This is a genomic window from Enterobacter sp. 01-M-02-SI-ECC, from assembly GCF_047530595.1.
Taxonomy (GTDB): Bacteria; Pseudomonadota; Gammaproteobacteria; order Enterobacterales; family Enterobacteriaceae; genus Enterobacter; species Enterobacter cloacae_M.
On the sequence record NZ_JBLKCZ010000016.1, the window covers coordinates 56,231 to 75,053 of the forward strand.

17 protein-coding genes and 1 other RNA gene are annotated in these 18,823 nt (G+C 55.7%); 13 read left to right on the top strand and 5 right to left on the bottom strand.

Translation table 11 applies throughout. The features are described from left to right. Window positions 1-118: 118 nt before the first annotated feature. Window positions 119-877: a M48 family metallopeptidase gene (locus ACMWLG_RS18250; protein WP_021242066.1), complete on the bottom strand. Its 759-nt coding sequence runs from the start codon at window positions 875-877 to the stop codon at window positions 119-121. Between the two features lie 272 nt (window positions 878-1,149). Here ACMWLG_RS18250 and tkt point away from each other — a divergent pair, with 272 nt between their 5' ends. The 7 genes from tkt (at window position 1,150) to ACMWLG_RS18285 (ending at window position 9,540) form a co-directional block, all read left to right on the top strand. Continuing rightward, window positions 1,150-3,141: a transketolase gene (gene tkt / locus ACMWLG_RS18255; protein ID WP_023309118.1), complete on the top strand. Its 1,992-nt coding sequence runs from the start codon at window positions 1,150-1,152 to the stop codon at window positions 3,139-3,141. 340 nt (window positions 3,142-3,481) lie between these two features. Further along, window positions 3,482-4,501: an erythrose-4-phosphate dehydrogenase gene (gene epd, locus ACMWLG_RS18260; RefSeq protein ID WP_045405007.1), complete on the top strand. Its 1,020-nt coding sequence runs from the start codon at window positions 3,482-3,484 to the stop codon at window positions 4,499-4,501. Between the two features lie 49 nt (window positions 4,502-4,550). Beyond that, a complete protein-coding gene (pgk, locus tag ACMWLG_RS18265) occupies window positions 4,551-5,714 on the top strand; it encodes a phosphoglycerate kinase (protein ID WP_024906565.1) in 1,164 nt (387 codons plus the stop codon). 92 nt (window positions 5,715-5,806) lie between these two features. Continuing rightward, window positions 5,807-6,886, top strand: coding sequence for a class II fructose-bisphosphate aldolase (gene fbaA, locus ACMWLG_RS18270; RefSeq protein WP_008499731.1), 1,080 nt, complete (start codon window positions 5,807-5,809; stop codon window positions 6,884-6,886). Window positions 6,887-7,072: 186 nt separating this feature from the next. Continuing rightward, complete coding sequence (locus ACMWLG_RS18275; protein ID WP_045405010.1) at window positions 7,073-7,927, top strand: small-conductance mechanosensitive channel MscS; 855 nt, start codon at window positions 7,073-7,075, stop codon at window positions 7,925-7,927. Between the two features lie 145 nt (window positions 7,928-8,072). Beyond that, a complete protein-coding gene (gene argO, locus ACMWLG_RS18280; RefSeq protein ID WP_021242063.1) occupies window positions 8,073-8,708 on the top strand; it encodes an arginine exporter ArgO in 636 nt (211 codons plus the stop codon). Between the two features lie 91 nt (window positions 8,709-8,799). Beyond that, on the top strand, window positions 8,800-9,540 hold the full coding sequence (locus tag ACMWLG_RS18285; RefSeq protein ID WP_023309114.1) for an oxidative stress defense protein: 741 nt from the start codon (window positions 8,800-8,802) through the stop codon (window positions 9,538-9,540). Between the two features lie 48 nt (window positions 9,541-9,588). Here the strand turns inward: ACMWLG_RS18285 and argP are convergent, their stop codons facing one another. After that, window positions 9,589-10,482 carry a DNA-binding transcriptional regulator ArgP gene (gene argP, locus ACMWLG_RS18290; RefSeq protein WP_008499727.1) on the bottom strand — a complete coding sequence of 298 codons (894 nt, stop codon included), beginning with the start codon at window positions 10,480-10,482 and terminating at the stop codon, window positions 9,589-9,591. A gap of 127 nt (window positions 10,483-10,609) precedes the next feature. On the opposite strand from argP, the gene rpiA reads away from it, so the two are divergent. Further along, window positions 10,610-11,269: a ribose-5-phosphate isomerase RpiA gene (gene rpiA / locus ACMWLG_RS18295; RefSeq protein ID WP_045405015.1), complete on the top strand. Its 660-nt coding sequence runs from the start codon at window positions 10,610-10,612 to the stop codon at window positions 11,267-11,269. A gap of 266 nt (window positions 11,270-11,535) precedes the next feature. Next, entirely contained in the window at window positions 11,536-12,768 is a 1,233-nt protein-coding gene (gene serA, locus ACMWLG_RS18300; RefSeq protein WP_023309113.1) for a phosphoglycerate dehydrogenase, read from the top strand. A gap of 109 nt (window positions 12,769-12,877) precedes the next feature. Here the strand turns inward: serA and ACMWLG_RS18305 are convergent, their stop codons facing one another. The 3 genes from ACMWLG_RS18305 to zapA all read right to left on the bottom strand — a co-directional run bounded on the left by ACMWLG_RS18305 (window position 12,878) and on the right by zapA (window position 14,053). Beyond that, window positions 12,878-13,474 (bottom strand): 5-formyltetrahydrofolate cyclo-ligase, encoded by a 597-nt coding sequence (locus ACMWLG_RS18305; RefSeq protein WP_045405018.1) that lies wholly within the window; start codon window positions 13,472-13,474, stop codon window positions 12,878-12,880. A gap of 24 nt (window positions 13,475-13,498) precedes the next feature. Further along, a non-coding RNA gene (gene ssrS, locus ACMWLG_RS18310) (6S RNA) lies at window positions 13,499-13,682 on the bottom strand. A gap of 41 nt (window positions 13,683-13,723) precedes the next feature. Beyond that, complete coding sequence (gene zapA, locus ACMWLG_RS18315) at window positions 13,724-14,053, bottom strand: cell division protein ZapA (RefSeq protein ID WP_006811891.1); 330 nt, start codon at window positions 14,051-14,053, stop codon at window positions 13,724-13,726. Between the two features lie 168 nt (window positions 14,054-14,221). Here zapA and ACMWLG_RS18320 point away from each other — a divergent pair, with 168 nt between their 5' ends. The 4 genes from ACMWLG_RS18320 to ubiI are packed head-to-tail and all read left to right on the top strand — an operon-like array spanning window position 14,222 to window position 18,535. Then, window positions 14,222-14,800, top strand: a complete 579-nt coding sequence (locus ACMWLG_RS18320; RefSeq protein WP_023333316.1) for a YecA family protein — start codon at window positions 14,222-14,224, stop codon at window positions 14,798-14,800. A gap of 31 nt (window positions 14,801-14,831) precedes the next feature. Next, window positions 14,832-16,145, top strand: coding sequence for a Xaa-Pro aminopeptidase (gene pepP / locus ACMWLG_RS18325; protein WP_100245657.1), 1,314 nt, complete (start codon window positions 14,832-14,834; stop codon window positions 16,143-16,145). After that, the gene (gene ubiH, locus ACMWLG_RS18330; protein ID WP_045405022.1) at window positions 16,142-17,320 is read left to right on the top strand and encodes a 2-octaprenyl-6-methoxyphenyl hydroxylase; all 1,179 of its coding nucleotides are present in this window, start codon (window positions 16,142-16,144) and stop codon (window positions 17,318-17,320) included. Before pepP ends, ubiH begins: the two co-directional genes overlap by 4 nt. 12 nt (window positions 17,321-17,332) lie before the next feature. Continuing rightward, window positions 17,333-18,535, top strand: a complete 1,203-nt coding sequence (gene ubiI / locus ACMWLG_RS18335; protein WP_045405024.1) for an FAD-dependent 2-octaprenylphenol hydroxylase — start codon at window positions 17,333-17,335, stop codon at window positions 18,533-18,535. The last annotated feature ends 288 nt before the right edge of the window (window positions 18,536-18,823 follow it).

Sequence of the window (18,823 nt, forward strand, 5' to 3'; positions counted from 1 at the left end):
AGACATTTCAATGCGATAGGGCAGATTTGGCGGGGCTTTCAGGGGTGTTATCGATACGTGCTGTTAAGTTAACAATTCATGCGAAATAAAAAGGAGGCAAAATTGCCTCCTTCTGAAATTATTTAATTCCGTCTGCGGCCATACGGTCGCGAATATGCTGTGCGCGTTCTTCTGAGGCCGGGTGATCGTCAAACATGGAGCTTTGGCGTCCGGCTTCCAGCTTGGCCAGTTTTTCGAAGCTGGTGGCTAAGCCTGAAGGATTAATGCCGCGTTTGCGCAACAGATCGTATGAGTAGTCATCCGCCTCGGACTCCTGACGCTGTGAGAACTGAGAGTTAACCAGCTTTTCACCCACGTCGCCAAGCTGTGACTGCGACAGGCTGCCAACGATACCGCCCGCTGAGGCCGCCGCTGCGCGGATGGCATTGGTGCCCAGGGCAACCTGCATCCCTTTCTTCACGTGGCCCAGGGCAACGTGGCCCATTTCGTGGCCGATCACCGCTTCCACTTCGTTGTCGGTCATCATGTCCATCAGTCCGCTATAGACGCGGATACAGCCGTTCGCCATCGCGAAGGCGTTCACGTCTTTCGCCATGTACACCTTGTAGTTCACCGGCTGGCCGTTGATGTTGTCGCCCAGCGCGGAAGCAATCTTATTCAGACGCTGCGTGTAGGTACTGTTAGCCGGCGCAAGCGTGGCTTTTCCGTCCATATCTTTACAGGCCTGGTCGCTCAGCGCTTTCACCTGCGCATCGCTCAGGGAATAGGCCTGAAAGGCCTCTGCGCCTGACGTCATCAGACCGTTAGAATCCATATTCTGACAGCCGCTCAGCAGGAGCGTTGTACCCAGGGCCAGCACTATTGCACGCATTTTCATGAGGTTGCTTCCGTACTCGTTAAACTGAATAAAATCCGAAAAGGGCACCGTCAGCGAAGCCGGTGTCGGGCTAAGTATAAGGAATATCTGCAGGGCCGGGCGAGCAGATTGCGCAACATGCGAGCATGATCCAGAGATTTCTTAACAAGCAAAAGAATGCTCCATGTACATGACTTGCGGCTTGGGTTACATTGTTGGCACTTTTTTCCGGCGTAGCCCAAAACGCGCTGTCGTCAAGGGCATGGCCTTTAACAGTCCGATCTGGAGTTAAAATGTCCTCACGTAAAGAGCTTGCTAATGCTATTCGTGCGCTGAGCATGGACGCAGTACAGAAAGCCAAATCCGGCCACCCAGGGGCTCCTATGGGTATGGCTGATATCGCCGAAGTCCTGTGGCGTGATTTCCTGAACCACAACCCGCAGAACCCGTCATGGGCTGACCGCGACCGCTTCGTGCTGTCCAACGGCCACGGCTCAATGCTGATCTATAGCCTGCTGCACCTCACCGGCTACGATCTGCCAATTGAAGAGCTGAAAAACTTCCGTCAGTTGCACTCCAAAACTCCAGGTCACCCGGAAGTGGGTTACACCGCTGGCGTAGAAACCACCACCGGCCCGCTGGGTCAGGGTATTGCTAACGCTGTGGGTATGGCGATTGCCGAGAAGACGCTGGCGGCGCAGTTCAACCGTCCTGGTCACGACATCGTAGACCACTTCACCTACGCGTTCATGGGCGACGGCTGCATGATGGAAGGCATTTCTCACGAAGTGTGCTCCCTGGCAGGTACCCTGAAGCTGGGCAAACTGGTTGCGTTCTATGACGACAACGGTATCTCCATCGACGGTCACGTTGAAGGCTGGTTCACCGACGACACTGCAGCACGTTTCGAAGCCTACGGCTGGCACGTAGTGCGTGGCGTTGATGGTCACGATGCTGACTCGATTAAACGTGCAGTGGAAGAAGCGCGCGCGGTGACGGACAAACCGTCCCTGCTGATGTGCAAAACCATCATCGGCTTCGGCTCCCCGAACAAAGCGGGTACTCACGACTCCCACGGCGCGCCATTGGGTGATGCGGAAATTGCACTGACCCGCGAAGCGCTGGGCTGGAAACACCCTGCATTCGAAATTCCATCTGAGATCTACGCTCAGTGGGATGCAAAAGAAGTAGGCCAGGCGAAAGAAGCGGCCTGGAACGAGAAATTCGCTGCCTATGCGAAAGCGTTCCCGCAGGAAGCGGCTGAATTCACCCGTCGTATGAAAGGTGAAATGCCGTCTGACTTCGACGCGAAAGCCAACGAATTCATCGCTAAGCTGCAGGCGAACCCGTCTAAAATCGCGAGCCGTAAAGCGTCTCAGAATGCGATTGAAGCGTTCGGCCCATGGCTTCCAGAATTCCTGGGCGGCTCCGCTGACCTGGCACCATCTAACCTGACCCTGTGGTCTGGTTCTAAGCCAATCAACGAAGATACTGCCGGTAACTACATCCATTACGGTGTACGTGAATTCGGTATGACCGCGATTGCCAACGGTATCTCCCTGCACGGCGGTTTCCTGCCGTACACCTCTACCTTCCTGATGTTCGTTGAATACGCACGTAACGCCGTGCGTATGGCCGCGCTGATGAAACAGCGTCAGGTGATGGTCTACACCCACGACTCCATCGGTCTGGGCGAAGATGGTCCAACTCACCAGCCGGTAGAGCAGGTGGCTTCCCTGCGTGTGACCCCGAACATGAGCACATGGCGTCCATGTGACCAGGTTGAATCCGCGGTGGCGTGGAAATACGGTGTTGAGCGTCAGGACGGTCCAACCGCGCTGATCCTCTCCCGTCAGAACCTGGCACAGCAGGAGCGTACTCCAGAGCAGCTGGCGAACATCGCTCGCGGTGGTTACGTGCTGAAAGATTGCGCGGGTCAGCCGGAGCTGATCTTCATCGCCACCGGTTCTGAAGTTGAACTGGCGGTTGCAGCGTGGGAAAAACTGACTGCCGAAGGCGTGAAAGCGCGCGTGGTTTCCATGCCGTCTACCGACGCGTTCGACAAGCAGGATGCCGCTTACCGTGAATCCGTGCTGCCTAAAGCGGTTTCCGCTCGCGTGGCAGTGGAAGCGGGTATCGCTGACTACTGGTTCAAATACGTGGGCCTGAACGGTGCCATCGTCGGTATGACCACCTTCGGTGAATCTGCTCCTGCAGAACAGCTGTTCGAAGAGTTCGGCTTCACCGTTGAGAACGTTGTCGCGAAAGCGAAAGAACTGCTGTAATCGTTTGTACGGTGCGGGCTGATGCCCTCACCCGAACCCTCTCCCGCGGGAGAGGGTGCAAACACTAAAAAACGGTAACCTCTCGGTTACCGTTTTGCTTTTACCTTGCCGCCATTATTCCACTTAAAATGTGACGCAAGTCATATAGCGCGCTTATTCATCTGGACAGACATTCCTTTTATTCCCCGATTCGCTTATTCTTGCTGAAGCGTTTCAGTCGATTAAATGTTCGACAATTGACCAATCAATCGCAGTTTGTGACAGCAAGGATTCCCCTTCGGGCGTAGCTGGATTACTCTTTCAGCCACCTCACACTCAGGGATTGCTTTGCAGGAGATCTATGACCGTACGCGTAGCGATTAATGGCTTCGGTCGCATCGGGCGTAATGTGGTTCGTGCTTTGTATGAATCCGGACGTCGGGCGGAAATAACCGTGGTGGCAATCAATGAACTGGCGGATGCTGCGGGCATGGCGCATTTATTGAAGTATGACACCAGCCACGGACGCTTTGCCTGGGACGTGCGCCAGGAAAGAGATCAGCTTTTTGTGGGTGATGACGCGATTCGTGTGCTGCATGAGAACAGCATCTCCGGGCTACCCTGGCGTGAACTGGGTGTGGATGTGGTGCTTGACTGTACCGGCATGTACGGCAACCGTGAACATGGCGAAGCGCATCTTGCTGCAGGCGCGAAAAAAGTCCTGTTTTCTCATCCCGGCAGTAACGACCTCGACGCGACCGTCGTGTTTGGCGTCAACCAGCATGAGCTGCAGGCCGAACACTGCATTGTTTCCAACGCCTCCTGTACCACCAACTGCATTATTCCGGTCATCAAACTGTTAGACGATGCGTATGGCATTGAGTCCGGTACCGTGACCACGATTCACTCCGCCATGCACGATCAGCAGGTCATTGACGCTTACCACCCGGATTTACGGCGCACGCGTGCAGCGAGCCAGTCAATCATTCCGGTGGATACGAAACTGGCGGCAGGGATCACCCGAATTTTTCCGCAGTTCAATGACCGTTTTGAAGCGATTGCCGTGCGCGTCCCAACAATCAACGTCACCGCAATCGACCTTAGCGTAACGGTGAAAAAACCGGTAAAAGCCTGTGAAGTCAACCTGTTGCTGCAAAAAGCGGCACAGGGGGCATTTCATGGTATAGTTGACTATACGGAATTACCGTTGGTCTCAGTAGATTTTAACCACGACCCACACAGCGCCATCGTCGATGGCACGCAAACGAGGGTCAGTGGCGCACACCTTATCAAGACGCTGGTCTGGTGTGATAACGAATGGGGCTTTGCTAACCGAATGCTCGACACCACGTTGGCAATGGCTGCTCAAGGTTTCAGGTAAGACGCATCGTGCGTCTGCAAAACTTTAAGAATCAACGAGAGGATTCACCATGTCTGTAATTAAGATGACCGATCTGGATCTGGCTGGTAAACGCGTTTTCATCCGTGCCGATCTGAACGTACCGGTTAAAGATGGCAAAGTGACCAGCGACGCGCGTATCCGTGCATCTCTGCCAACCATCGAGCTGGCTCTGAAGCAGGGCGCGAAAGTGATGGTCACCTCCCACCTGGGTCGTCCAACTGAAGGCGAGTACAACGAAGAGTTCTCTCTGCTGCCAGTGGTTAATTACCTGAAAGACAAACTGTCCAACCCGGTTCGCCTGGTGAAAGATTACCTGGACGGCGTTGACGTTGCAGCCGGTGAACTGGTTGTTCTGGAAAACGTTCGCTTCAACAAAGGCGAGAAGAAAGACGACGAAACCCTGTCCAAAAAATACGCTGCACTGTGCGACGTATTCGTGATGGATGCCTTCGGTACGGCGCACCGTGCTCAGGCGTCTACCCACGGTATCGGTAAATTCGCAGACGTAGCGTGTGCCGGTCCTCTGCTGGCTGACGAACTGGAAGCGCTGGGTAAAGCACTGAAAGAACCTGCTCGTCCAATGGTCGCTATCGTTGGTGGTTCTAAAGTTTCCACCAAACTGACCGTTCTGGATTCCCTGTCTAAAATCGCTGACCAGCTGATCGTTGGCGGTGGTATCGCGAACACCTTCGTTGCCGCTCAGGGCCACAACGTCGGTAAATCCCTGTACGAAGCAGACCTGGTTGACGAAGCCAAACGCCTGCTGAGCACCTGCGATATCCCGGTTCCAACTGACGTTCGCGTAGCGACCGAGTTCTCCGAAACCGCAACCGCGACCCTGAAATCTGTAAACGACATCAAAGACGAAGAGCAGATTCTGGATCTGGGCGACGTTTCTGCACAGAAACTGGCTGAAATCCTCAAAAACGCAAAAACTATCCTGTGGAACGGTCCGGTTGGCGTGTTCGAATTCCCGAACTTCCGCAAAGGGACTGAAATCGTTGCTAACGCTATCGCAGACAGCGAAGCGTTCTCTATCGCAGGCGGTGGTGACACCCTGGCAGCAATCGACCTGTTCGGTATCGCTGACAAGATCTCCTACATCTCCACTGGTGGCGGCGCATTCCTCGAATTCGTGGAAGGCAAAGTACTGCCAGCAGTAGCAATGCTCGAAGAGCGCGCTAAGAAGTAAGCCATTCAAGGGCAGGGAAACCTGCCCAATTTTCAGCGCGCTTTTAAGAGCTCGCACCTTTTCTAACGGCCGAAGATACAGGACTAAGCAACATGTCTAAAATTTTTGATTTCGTAAAACCTGGCGTTATCACTGGTGATGACGTACAGAAAGTGTTCCAGGTAGCTAAAGAAAACAACTTCGCTCTGCCAGCAGTGAACTGCGTGGGTACCGACTCCATCAATGCCGTACTGGAAACCGCTGCAAAAGTTAAAGCACCGGTTATCGTTCAGTTCTCTAACGGCGGCGCTGCGTTCATCGCAGGTAAAGGCGTGAAAACTGACATTCCTCAGGGTGCTGCAATCCTGGGCGCTATCTCTGGTGCGCACCACGTACACCAGATGGCTGAGCACTACGGTGTTCCAGTTATCCTGCACACTGACCACTGCGCGAAGAAACTGCTGCCGTGGATCGACGGTCTGCTGGACGCGGGTGAAAAACACTTCGCGGCTACCGGTAAGCCACTGTTCTCTTCTCACATGATCGACCTGTCTGAAGAGTCACTGCACGAAAACATCGAAATCTGCTCCAAATACCTGGCGCGCATGGCCAAAATGGACATGACTCTGGAAATCGAACTGGGTTGCACCGGTGGTGAAGAAGACGGTGTGGACAACAGCCACATGGACGCTTCTGCACTGTACACCCAGCCAGAAGACGTTGATTACGCTTACACCGAGCTGAGCAAAATCAGCCCACGCTTCACCATCGCAGCGTCCTTCGGTAACGTACACGGCGTTTACAAACCAGGTAACGTGGTTCTGACTCCGACTATCCTGCGTGATTCTCAGGAATACGTTTCCAAGAAACACAACCTGCCGCACAACAGCCTGAACTTCGTCTTCCACGGCGGTTCCGGTTCTTCTGCTCAGGAAATCAAAGACTCCGTAAGCTACGGCGTAGTGAAAATGAACATCGATACCGACACCCAGTGGGCAACCTGGGACGGTATCCTGCAGTACTACAAAGCGAACGAAGCTTACCTGCAGGGCCAGCTGGGCAACCCGAAAGGCGAAGACCAGCCGAACAAGAAATACTACGATCCACGCGTATGGCTGCGCGCAGCGCAGACGTCCATGGTGACCCGTCTGGAGCAGGCTTTCAAAGAACTGAACGCGATCGACGTTCTGTAATTTGAGCTGCTAACAGCATCAGAAGGCCCGCAAATGCGGGCCTTTTTTTATGCTTTTTCAATACCCTGCCAGACCTGCTTTTGTGATCTGTTTGGCAAAACCGGTGCTTTTTGTTTACCCTTTACAGACCTGCCTGTCTCCATGGGGGATGGATTTTGTGTTTTGGTTTAACAAAAGGAAGAATAAATGGAACAACTCGATGTTGTAGACAGCATCAATAACGCCGGTAACTGGCTGGTGCGTAACCAGGCCCTGCTGCTGAGCTATGCCGTGAACATCGTCGCGGCGATTGCCATCATTATCGTCGGGATGATCGTGGCGCGTATTGTCTCGAATACGGTTAACCGCGTGATGCTGGCCCGTCACATTGACGCCACGGTGGCTGACTTCCTCTCCGCACTGGTGCGTTACGGCATTATCGCCTTTACGCTGATTGCCGCGCTGGGCCGTGTTGGGGTGCAAACCGCCTCCGTCATCGCCGTTCTCGGTGCCGCCGGTCTGGCTATTGGTCTGGCGCTGCAGGGCTCGCTTTCAAACCTGGCGGCAGGCGTTCTGCTGGTGACCTTCCGTCCGTTCCGCTCCGGCGAGTACGTTGACCTTGGCGGCATTGCCGGAACCGTGCTGCAGGTACAAATTTTCTCAACGACCATGCGCACCGTCGATGGCCGCATCGTGGTCGTGCCGAACGGGAAAATCATCGCGGGCAACATCATTAACTTCTCCCGTGAGCCGGTGCGTCGTAACGAACTGATTATCAGCGTGGCGTACGACTCCGACATCGATCAGGTGAAGTCGCTAATTAGCAACATCATCGCCTCAGACGATCGCATTCTGAAAGACAAAGAGCAGACGGTTCGCCTGAACGAGCTGGGCGCGTCCTCCATTAACTTCGTGGTGCGTATCTGGAGCAAAAGCAGCGATCTGCAAAACGTGTACTGGGACGTGCTGGAGCGCATTAAGCGCGACTTCGATGCCAACGGCATCAGCTTCCCGTACCCTCAGATGGACGTAAACGTCAAAAAAGTCAAAGAAGCCGAATAACTTCCCCCGCGGGCCCGGTAAGCGCTAGCGCCACCGGGCTTTATTCTTATAAGTGCTGCTAATCCCCAATTAATATTATCCATTTCCTCTAATGTAATTCGCACAGTATAGTCTCCTTCCAGAACAATACTGTGAGAATTTCGTCATGTTATCTTATTATTTTCAAGGGCTTGCCTTAGGTGCGGCCATGATCCTTCCCCTTGGCCCGCAAAATGCGTTTGTGATGAACCAGGGCATTCGCCGCCAGTATCATCTGATGATTGCCCTGCTGTGTGCGGTAAGCGATTTATTGCTGATCTGTGCCGGGATTTTTGGCGGCAGCGCATTGCTCATGCAGTCTCCCTGGCTGCTGGCGCTGGTCACCTGGGGCGGCGTGGCGTTTCTGCTCTGGTACGGATTCGGCGCGCTGAAAACGGCAATGAGCAGCAACCTCGAACTGGCGAGCGCGGAGGTCATGAAGCAGGGGCGCTGGAAGATTATCGTCACCATGCTGGCGGTGACCTGGCTTAACCCGCATGTGTATCTCGACACCTTCGTGGTGCTGGGCAGCCTGGGCGGGCAGCTGGACGTTGAGCCGAAACGCTGGTTTGCGCTGGGTACGGTTAGCGCCTCTTTCCTCTGGTTCTTCGGTCTCGCCATTCTGGCTGCATGGCTGGCGCCTCGTCTGCGTACGGCCAAAGCCCAGCGCATCATCAACACTCTGGTAGGGCTGGTGATGTGGTTTATTGCCTTTCAGCTGGCAAAAGAGGGGATTCACCACGTTCAGGAATTGTTCAACTAATCCTTGTCTTATGGACAACTGAACAAGACCCGCTAAGCTTGCTGGCATGCGCCCTGTTAATGGGCACTCTTCGCAACATGGAGGAATAACAGTGAAGTTTAAGGTGATGGCCCTGGCGGCATTAGTAAGTTTTGGTGCGGTGTCGGTGCAGGCAAGTGAACTGCCGGATGGCCCGCACATCGTCACTTCAGGCACCGCAAGCGTGGACGCGGTACCTGATGTCGCAACGCTGGCAATTGAAGTCAATGTTTCTGCGAAAGATGCGGCATCTGCCAAGAAGCAGGCTGACGATCGTGTTGCGCAATACCTCTCTTTCCTTGAGCAGAACGGTGTCGGTAAAAAAGATATCAACTCCGCGAACCTGCGTACTCAACCCGATTATGACTACCAGAATGGTAAAAGCATCCTGAAAGGCTACCGTGCCGTGCGTACCGTCGAAGTGACCGTGCGTCAGCTGGATAAGCTTAACTCGCTGCTTGATGGCGCGCTGAAGGCGGGTCTGAACGAAATTCGTTCCGTATCGCTGGGCGTTGCGCAACCGGAAAAATACAAAGACGAAGCGCGTAAAGCGGCGATTGATGATGCCATTCACCAGGCGGAACAGCTGGCTTCTGGCTTTAAGAGCAAGCTCGGCCCGGTTTACAGCGTGCGTTACCACGTCTCTAACTACCAGCCAAGCCCGATGGTACGGATGATGAAGGCTGATGCAGCCCCGGTGTCTGCTCAGGAAACATACGAGCAGCCAACCATTCAGTTTGACGATCAGGTGGATGTGGTGTTCCAGCTGGAGCCAACTCAAACTCAGCAAACTGAGGCGGCTAAGGCGCAGTAATTTGCCCTCACCCTAACCCTCTCCCGCAGGGAGAGGGAATTCAAGCGATTAATCCTGTCTCAACACCTTGTGCCCGTACGCCAGCAGCGCGTCGGTGACGTTGCGCATCATGCGGCTTTCCGGCGCAAACCGGTGCCAGTAGAGCATCCGGCGCTGATACAGCCCCGGCGTCAGGTCAATCAGCTCACCGCTTTTTAACTCTTTCTCAATCTGCAGATGCGGGATCATGCAGCAGGTGGTGCCCTGACGCGCAAGCTGCACAAAGGCCTCAGACGAGTTGACGATATGGCACGGCACGCTGCCCGGTGGCAGATCGAAGTTTTGCTGCAGGAACGCCTGATGCATATCATCCAGATGGTCGAACGCCACGGCAGGGGCTTTCAGCAGCGCGGCGCGGGTGACGCCGTTCGGGAAGTAGCGCTCGGCAAAGGCTTTTGAACCCACAAACAGGTAGTCCAGCGCGCCCAGCTGATCGACAAGACAGCTTGGCAAGGCCTGAGGCTGGATACTGACCGCCCCAACCACTTCACCGCGACGCAGGCGTTCCTGGGTACGGGTTTCATCCTCAACCTGTAAATTCAGGCGGATAGGGGAGTCCGCTAATACCGGCGCAAGGGCCGGCAGCAGCCAGGTTGCCAGACTGTCGGCGTTGACCGCCAGAGAGAGCAGCAGCGGCGTAGAGCCCGTCTGTTCGTCACCCAGCCACTCGTCTTCCAGCAGTTCAACCTGGCGCAGCAGGGCGAGGAGCTTTTGCCCTTGCTCGGTTGGACGTGGCGGCACGGTGCGCACCAGCAGCGGCTGGCCGAACATGTTTTCAAGCTGTTTGATACGCTGTGATACGGCGGACTGGGTGATGCAAAGCTTTTGCGCCGCGCGCTCAAATCCGCGTTCACGAATAACTGCATCAAGTGCCTGTAGTGTTCTGTAGTCCGGACGTTTCATTGCTCTGGCTGGCTCCTTAATTTTGCTTATTCTGCACTATGACACAATTTTCCCTTCGTGGCAGACGAATTCCATTCCACGTGTTCTATAATGCGCCCTGAGTTTTCACACCACAGGCAAAACGATCATGACGCAGGATGAACTGAAAAAAGCAGTAGGATGGGCCGCTCTCCAGTACGTGCAGCCGGGTACCATTGTCGGTGTCGGTACGGGATCAACCGCGGCACACTTTATCGATGCGCTGGGCACGATGAAGGGGCAAATCGAGGGCGCGGTTTCCAGCTCTGATGCTTCCACGGAAAAGCTGAAAAGCCTCGGCATTACCGTTTTCGATCTCAACGAAGTGGATCGTCTGGGGATTTACGTTGATGGTGCGGATGAGATCAACGGCCACATGCAGATGATCAAAGGCGGCGGCGCGGCGTTGACGCGTGAGAAGATCATCGCCTCCGTTGCGGACAAGTTTATCTGCATCGCGGACGCCTCCAAGCAGGTCGACATTCTGGGTAATTTCCCGCTGCCGGTCGAAGTGATCCCAATGGCCCGTAGCGCGGTTGCTCGTCAGCTGGTGAAGCTGGGCGGTCGTCCGGAGTATCGTCAGGGCGTAGTCACCGATAACGGTAACGTGATCCTCGACGTTCACGGTCTGGAAATCCTCGACGCGATTGCGCTGGAAAATGCCATCAACGCTATCCCAGGCGTAGTGACCGTAGGGCTATTCGCCAACCGTGGCGCGGATGTGGCGCTGATCGGCACCGCTGAAGGCGTGAAAACCATCGTAAAATGATCTGACGGGGGGAGTCCTCCCCCCGCTAAAAAATTTTTGAAAAGCTAAATTCGGTGACTTGTGTCACGTTTTTCCGCCTCTTTTGCCGATCCTGCCGCGTTTGTAAATTTCCATAGCATTTTCCTCTGACATTTTGCTCTGTATGACTTTTCTTCAGAGTGCTGACGCAAACGTTCATATTGCTGCAATAGTTTTTTTTGATATGTTGGCTACAGCGGATTCATATCCAGCACAACATCAGTTCAGACAAAAACAGGGTCGGGTAAATGGCAAAGGTATCACTGGAGAAAGACAAGATTAAATTCCTGCTGGTCGAGGGCGTGCATCAAAAAGCAATCGATAGCCTTCGTGCGGCAGGTTACACCAACATCGAATTTCACAAAGGCGCGCTCGATACCGAAGAGCTGAAAGCGTCCATCCGTGATGCCCACTTCATTGGCCTGCGATCCCGTACTCACCTGACTGAAGAGGTTATTGCCGCTGCGGAAAAGCTGGTGGCTATCGGCTGCTTCTGCATCGGTACCAACCAGGTTGACCTGAATGCTGCCGCCAAACGCGGTATTCCCGTCTTCAACGCCCCGTTTTCCAACACCCGTTCCGTGGCGGAGCTGGTGATCGGCGAACTGCTGCTGCTGCTGCGCGGCATTCCTGAAGCGAACGCCAAGGCGCACCGCGGCGTGTGGAACAAGCTGGCGTCCGGCTCATATGAAGCGCGTGGTAAAAAACTGGGGATTATCGGCTACGGCCACATCGGTACGCAGCTCGGTATTCTGGCGGAATCCCTGGGCATGCACGTGTTTTTCTATGATATCGAAAGCAAGCTGCCGCTGGGCAATGCGACCCAGGTTCAACACCTGTCTGACCTGCTGAACATGAGCGACGTGGTGAGCCTGCACGTGCCGGAAAATGCGTCCACCAAAAACATGATGGGCGCGGAAGAGCTGGCGCTGATGAAGCCGGGCTCACTGCTGATTAACGCCGCGCGCGGCACGGTTGTCGATATCCCGGCCCTGGCGGATGCGCTGAAGCGTAAGCATCTGGCGGGCGCGGCCATCGACGTCTTCCCGACGGAGCCTGCGACCAACAGCGATCCGTTTACCTCTCCGCTGTGCGAGTTCGACAACGTGATTCTGACGCCGCACATTGGCGGTTCGACTCAGGAAGCGCAGGAAAATATCGGCCTGGAAGTGGCGGGTAAGCTGAGCAAATATTCCGACAACGGTTCAACGCTCTCTGCCGTGAACTTCCCGGAAGTGTCTCTGCCGTTGCACGGCGGTCGACGTCTGCTGCACATCCACGAGAACCGTCCTGGCGTGCTGACCGCGATCAACCAGATCTTTGCCGAGCAGGGCGTCAACATTGCCGCGCAGTATCTGCAGACGAACTCGCAGATGGGCTACGTGGTTATTGATATCGAAGCGGATGACGATGTGGCCGAAAAAGCGCTGCAGAGCATGAAGGCGATTCAGGGAACGATTCGCGCGCGTCTGCTGTACTAATTGTGGCGAGGTAAATGCAAAACGGTAACGATAGTTACCGTTTTTTTATGTTTTCACCCTCTCCCTGTGGGAGTGGGCTGGGGTGAGGGCATCAGGCCGCACGTTTGATTCACCATTCCCACAACTTCGACGGCGTCACCACCGCCGGCAACGGCACATCCCACTTCTCCACCGGCAACGCCTCCACGCCCTGACAATCATACGCATAGCCCACCGGCTGCAACCCGTACTGCTGCCAGTTTTGCAGCGTCCGGTCATAAAAACCGCCGCCCATCCCTAAACGCTGGCCCTGTTCATCAAACGCCACCAGCGGTGTAATCAGCACATCCAGCTGTGACAGCGGGAGCACGTCGCGCACGTCGAGTTTCGGTTCGGTGATTTTCAGGCGATTCACCACCAGTTCGCTGTGCGGGTGGTAGTGCAGAAACAGCAAATTACCTTCGCTGAACGGGTGCAGCACCGGCAGATAGACCTTCTTCCCGGCGCGCCAGAGCTGCTCTATCAGCGGTTGGGTATCCAGCTCTCCATCAAATGACAGAAACAGCGCAACGGTGTGCGCCATCACGACAGGGGGATACGCCATCATACGGGCGGCGGCCTGCTGGGCAAAATGCGCTTGCTGATCGGCGGTTAACGCACGGCGGCGCTGACGAATTAACTGACGGATGTCCTGGCGTGAAGCAGAAACTTCAGGGAATTGGGTCATGGTAGTCGGTAGAAGAAAAGAGAGGGAATCTCCGAGATGCCGCCGCAGGCTGTAACCCTTGAACCCTTGGTTCAAGGTGAATGTGTCGTCATAGTTTTAAGGCTTCTCGGACGGACCGAGCATGCTCACCAACCATGGAGCGCCACATTCTTGTGGTATGAAATATCGGCTCAGGGGACTGGCCCGCTTGCGAACATCTCAGAGAAATTTTGTCTTCACAGTTACTCTACCATAGTCAACTGAGAAGTGTTATTCAAACTTTGGTCCCGGTCTTTCGGGATTGCGACCTTGATCAAGCAATGCCTGTTCTATGGTCTGCTGGAGCATTTTAATGCGCTGCTCCATGCTTGCCGCGTAGTCGCGGGTCTTCGCTTTTTCCTGAGTCAGTTCATAGCTGATGTTCAACGCGGCGATGAAAACCAGCTGCTCAGTATTTGTGACTCTAGTGCGTTCTTTTAGATCTTGCAACCGCTGATTCAAATCGTCCGCTGCCTGATTCAAAGCATCCCTTTGTTCAGGCGGACAATTCACTCGCAGTGAACGGCCAAAAATCTGGAGATCGACGGGTTGTGCAGACATGCCACCTTCCTGCTGATTGACTGCGCTGCCTTCGCTTACTGCCCCGGGGGCTGCGAAGGGGCGACACTATAGCTACCCTGATGTGAAGATACAAGCCCTTTTCTGGTATCACCAGGGTCCAAAGTGGTAGCATATCATGAAACTTCCCCCCTTTGATGACGAATGCTCATGTCTATACAGAACGAAATGCCTGGTTACAAGGATTTAAACCAGTTACTGAACCAGCAGGGAATCGGTTTAACCCCTGCCGAAATGCACGGTCTGATCAGTGGCATGCTGTGCGGCGGAAACAGCGACAGCTCATGGCAGCCGCTGATCCACGACCTCACGAATGAAGGGCTGGCGTTTGGTCACGAGCTGGCGGAAGCGCTGCGTAAAATGCACGCTGCAACCAGCGATTCGCTGGAAGACGATGGCTTCCTTTTTCAGCTTTATCTGCCTGAAGGCGACGACGTCAGCGTGTTCGATCGCGCCGATGCGCTGGCCGGCTGGGTAAACCACTATCTGCTGGGGCTGGGCGTGACGCAGCCTAAACTGGATAAAGTGACCGGCGAAGCGGGTGAGGCGATCGACGACCTGCGTAACATCGCCCAGCTCGGCTACGATGAAGACGAAGACCAGGAAGAGCTGGAAATGTCTCTCGAAGAGATCATCGAGTACGTGCGCGTGGCGGCACTGCTGTGCCACGACAACTTTACGCGCTCACAGCCGACCGCGCCGGAAGTCCGCAAGCCAACCTTACATTAAGAAAAATAACGCACAGGAGGGTGTCATGGTTATCTCGAGTCAAGAGTATTCGCGCCGCCGTCAGGCGCTGCTGGCAACAATGCAGCCGGGCAGCGCCGCGCTGATTTTTGCTGCGCCCGAAGTCACGCGCAGCGCCGACAGCGAATATCCCTATCGCCAGAGCAGCGATTTCTGGTACTTCACCGGCTTTAACGAGCCGGAAGCGGTGCTGGTGCTGATTAAGAGCAATGACACCCACAACCACAGCGTGATTTTCAACCGCGTGCGCGATCTGACAGCCGAAATCTGGTTTGGCCGCCGCCTGGGCCAGGAGGCCGCACCGGCGAAGCTGGGCGTTGACCGCGCGCTGGCGTTTAGCGAAATCAACCAGCAGCTCTATCAGCTGCTTAACGGCCTCGACGTGCTCTATCACGCGCAGGGTGAATATGCCTACGCCGATGAGATTGTTTTCACCGCGCTGGATAAGCTGCGCAAAGGCTCGCGGCAGAACCTGTCCGCGCCGGCCACGCTGACGGACTGGCGTCCGGTGGTGCATGAAATGCGCCTGTTCAAGTCTGAAGAAGAGCTGAATTTGATGCGTCGTGCGGGCGAAATCAGCGCCCTGGCGCACACCCGCGCCATGGAAAAGTGCCGTCCCGGGCTGTTCGAATACCAGCTGGAAGGCGAAATTCACCACGAATTTAACCGCCACGGCGCGCGTTATCCCTCCTACAACACCATTGTTGGCGGCGGAGAAAACGGCTGCATTCTGCACTACACCGAAAACGAAAGCGCGCTGAGCGACGGCGATCTGGTGCTGATTGACGCCGGTTGCGAATACCAGGGCTACGCGGGGGACATCACCCGTACTTTCCCGGTGAACGGTAAATTCTCACCGGCACAGCGCGCCATTTATGACATCGTTCTCGAGTCGCTTGAGACGGCGCTCAGGCTGTATCGTCCCGGAACCTCCATGCAGGAAGTGACCGGTGAAGTGGTGCGCATCATGATTACCGGCCTGGTCAGGCTCGGGATCCTGAAAGGGGAGGTCGACACTCTGATCGCTGAAAATGCGCATCGACCGTATTTCATGCACGGCCTGAGCCACTGGCTGGGGCTGGATGTGCATGACGTTGGCGCGTACGGCGCCGACCGTTCGCGCGTGCTGGAGCCGGGCATGGTGTTAACCGTGGAGCCAGGCCTGTATATCGCGCCGGATGCCGACGTGCCTGAGGAGTACCGCGGGATTGGCATTCGTATTGAAGATGACATCGTTATTACCGAAACCGGTAACGAAAACCTGACCGCGAGCGTCGTGAAAAACGCTGACGATATCGAGGCGCTGATGGCAGCGGCACGCGCATGAGCGTGATTATCGTTGGCGGCGGCATGACCGGGGCCACGCTGGCGCTGGCCATTTCACATTTGACGAAGGGGCAGCTTGCGGTGCACCTGGTGGAAGCCGTCGCGCCGCAGGCAAAGAATCATCCCGGTTTTGATTCCCGCGCTATTGCCCTGGCGCAGGGTACCTGCCAGCAGCTGTCCCGTATTGGCATCTGGCAGGCCATCGCCGATTGCGCGACGGCAATTGAAACCGTTCACGTAAGCGATCGCGGCCATGCTGGCTTTGTCACGCTGGACGCGCAGGATTACCGCATTGACGCGCTGGGTCAGGTTGTTGAGCTGCACGACGTCGGATTGCGTCTGTTCCGCCTGCTCCAGGATGCGCCGGGCGTCACGCTGCATTGTCCGGCGCGCGTGGCCGGCGTGAGCCGCAGCGAGGAGTCGGTCAGCGTAACGCTGGAAAACGGCACCGTGCTTGAAGGCCAGCTTCTGGTCGCCGCGGACGGCTCGCGCTCATCGCTCGGCGCCCAGTGCGGCGTGGAGTGGCGTCAGCAGCCTTACGGGCAGGTTGCGGTCATTGCCAACGTCTCTACCGCAGCTGAACACCACGGCAGGGCGTTTGAACGCTTTACGCAGCATGGCCCGCTGGCGATGCTGCCGATGTCGGACGGGCGCTGTTCCCTGGTCTGGTGTCATCCGCAGGATAAGGCTGAAGAGGTTAAAGCCTGGTCAGACGAACGTTTTTGTACCGAGCTGCAGAAGGCCTTTGGCTGGCGGCTGGGGCGTATTACCCATGCGGGCCAGCGGGCAGTCTACCCGCTTTCGCTGACGACAGCGTCTCAGTCCATCTCCCATCGTCTGGCGCTTGTCGGTAATGCCGCGCAGACGCTGCACCCCATCGCGGGGCAAGGGTTTAACCTTGGCCTGCGGGATGTCATGAGCCTGGCGGAAACCCTTTCGCAGGCGTGGGGTGAGCAAAAAGATTGCGGCGCTTATTCGGTGCTAAGCCATTACCAGAAGCGACGTCAGGCCGATAAAGAGGCGACAATCGGCGTTACCGACGGCTTAGTCCCTCTCTTTGCCAATCGCTGGGCGCCGCTGGTAGCAGGTCGCAACCTCGGGCTGATGGCGATGGAATTATTCATTCCGGCACGTGACGTGCTGGCGCAGCGGACTCTTGGTTGGGTCGCGCGTTAAGGAGTTATCACCGTGCAAAATGTTGATGTCGCCATCGTTGGCGGCGGTATGGTCGGACTGGCGCTGGCCTGCGGTTTACAGGGCAGCGGCCTGCGCGTGGCGGTGCTGGAGCAAAAGCAGCCTCAGCCCGTTGCGCCAGATGCTCCGCCGGAACTCCGCGTCTCGGCGATCAATGCCGCCAGCGAGAAATTGCTGACGCACCTTGGCGTCTGGGCAGATATTGTGGCGCAGCGCGCCAGCTGCTATCACGGCATGGAAGTGTGGGATAAAGACAGCTTTGGTCATATTGCTTTTGATGATGAAAGCATGGGCTATAGCCATCTGGGCCATATCATCGAAAACGCGGTGATCCACCACGCGCTGTGGCAGAAAGCACAGCAGTGCAGTGACGTGACCCTGATTGCGCCTGCGCAGATCCAGCAGGTGGCATGGGGCGAAAACGAGGCGTTTATCACCCTGCAGAGCGGCGACATGCTGACCGCGCGTCTGGTGGTCGGTGCTGACGGTGCGAACTCCTGGCTGCGTAATAAAGCCGACATCCCGCTTACCTTCTGGGACTATCGTCATCACGCGCTGGTCGCGACGATCCGAACAGAGGAGCCGCACGGCGGCGTGGCGCGGCAGATTTTCCACAACGACGGCATTCTGGCGTTCCTGCCGCTTGCCGATCCGCACCTGTGCTCGATTGTCTGGTCCCTGGTGCCGGAGAAAGCCCAGCAGATGCACGAGGCGACGCCGGAGGCCTTTAACCAGGCGCTGTGCATGGCGTTTGATAACCGCCTTGGCTTATGCGCCCTTGAAAGCGAGCGGCAGGTGTTCCCGTTAACCGGCCGCTACGCGCGTCAGTTTGCGGCGCACCGTCTGGCACTGGTCGGTGATGCGGCGCATACCATTCATCCGCTGGCCGGGCAGGGCGTCAACCTTGGCTTTATGGACGCGGCGGAGCTGGTTGAGGAACTGCGTCGCCTGCACCGCGAAGGCAAAGATATCGGTCAGCATCTGTACCTGCGTCGCTACGAGCGTAGCCGCAAGCACAGTGCGGCGATGATGCTGGCGGGCATGCAGGGTTTCCGCGAGCTGTTTGCCGGCGCGAATCCGGCGAAAAAACTGCTGCGCGATATTGGTCTTAAACTGGCTGATACGCTTCCTGGCGTCAAACCTCAACTTCTTCGCCAGGCGATGGGTCTTAACGATCTTCCCGACTGGTTACGCTAATCTCGATCCCCGTCACACTTTATTTTCCCGGCCTCTGCGCCGGGGAAATTCCCTCGTTTGAAATATTCTAATTTCACGTCATTTTTCGCATTAGAAAATCTAATCTACGAGATTTTATGTTACGGAAATTCGGCCCGTTTTTCCGCACGAAATATCACCATGTGCTAAATCCTGTTAGATCATTGTTAATTTTGTGCGGGGTTAATCGCATTTTTCCAGTGAATAACTCTGTAGGCTTTTTAGCGTTTTTTGGTCATAAGCTAATGTGATGACCCGTTTTACCTTATG

Coding starts and splice junctions, on each gene's coding strand:
- zapA (WP_006811891.1), bottom strand. CDS start 14,053: ATGTCTGCACAACCCGTCGATCTCCAGATTTTTGGCCGTTCACTGCGA.
- ACMWLG_RS18320 (WP_023333316.1), top strand. CDS start 14,222: ATGTCTATACAGAACGAAATGCCTGGTTACAAGGATTTAAACCAGTTA.
- ACMWLG_RS18250 (WP_021242066.1), bottom strand. CDS start 877: ATGAAAATGCGTGCAATAGTGCTGGCCCTGGGTACAACGCTCCTGCTG.
- serA (WP_023309113.1), top strand. CDS start 11,536: ATGGCAAAGGTATCACTGGAGAAAGACAAGATTAAATTCCTGCTGGTC.
- fbaA (WP_008499731.1), top strand. CDS start 5,807: ATGTCTAAAATTTTTGATTTCGTAAAACCTGGCGTTATCACTGGTGAT.
- pgk (WP_024906565.1), top strand. CDS start 4,551: ATGTCTGTAATTAAGATGACCGATCTGGATCTGGCTGGTAAACGCGTT.
- argO (WP_021242063.1), top strand. CDS start 8,073: ATGTTATCTTATTATTTTCAAGGGCTTGCCTTAGGTGCGGCCATGATC.
- ACMWLG_RS18275 (WP_045405010.1), top strand. CDS start 7,073: ATGGAACAACTCGATGTTGTAGACAGCATCAATAACGCCGGTAACTGG.
- epd (WP_045405007.1), top strand. CDS start 3,482: ATGACCGTACGCGTAGCGATTAATGGCTTCGGTCGCATCGGGCGTAAT.
- ACMWLG_RS18305 (WP_045405018.1), bottom strand. CDS start 13,474: ATGACCCAATTCCCTGAAGTTTCTGCTTCACGCCAGGACATCCGTCAG.
- tkt (WP_023309118.1), top strand. CDS start 1,150: ATGTCCTCACGTAAAGAGCTTGCTAATGCTATTCGTGCGCTGAGCATG.
- rpiA (WP_045405015.1), top strand. CDS start 10,610: ATGACGCAGGATGAACTGAAAAAAGCAGTAGGATGGGCCGCTCTCCAG.
- ubiH (WP_045405022.1), top strand. CDS start 16,142: ATGAGCGTGATTATCGTTGGCGGCGGCATGACCGGGGCCACGCTGGCG.
- argP (WP_008499727.1), bottom strand. CDS start 10,482: ATGAAACGTCCGGACTACAGAACACTACAGGCACTTGATGCAGTTATT.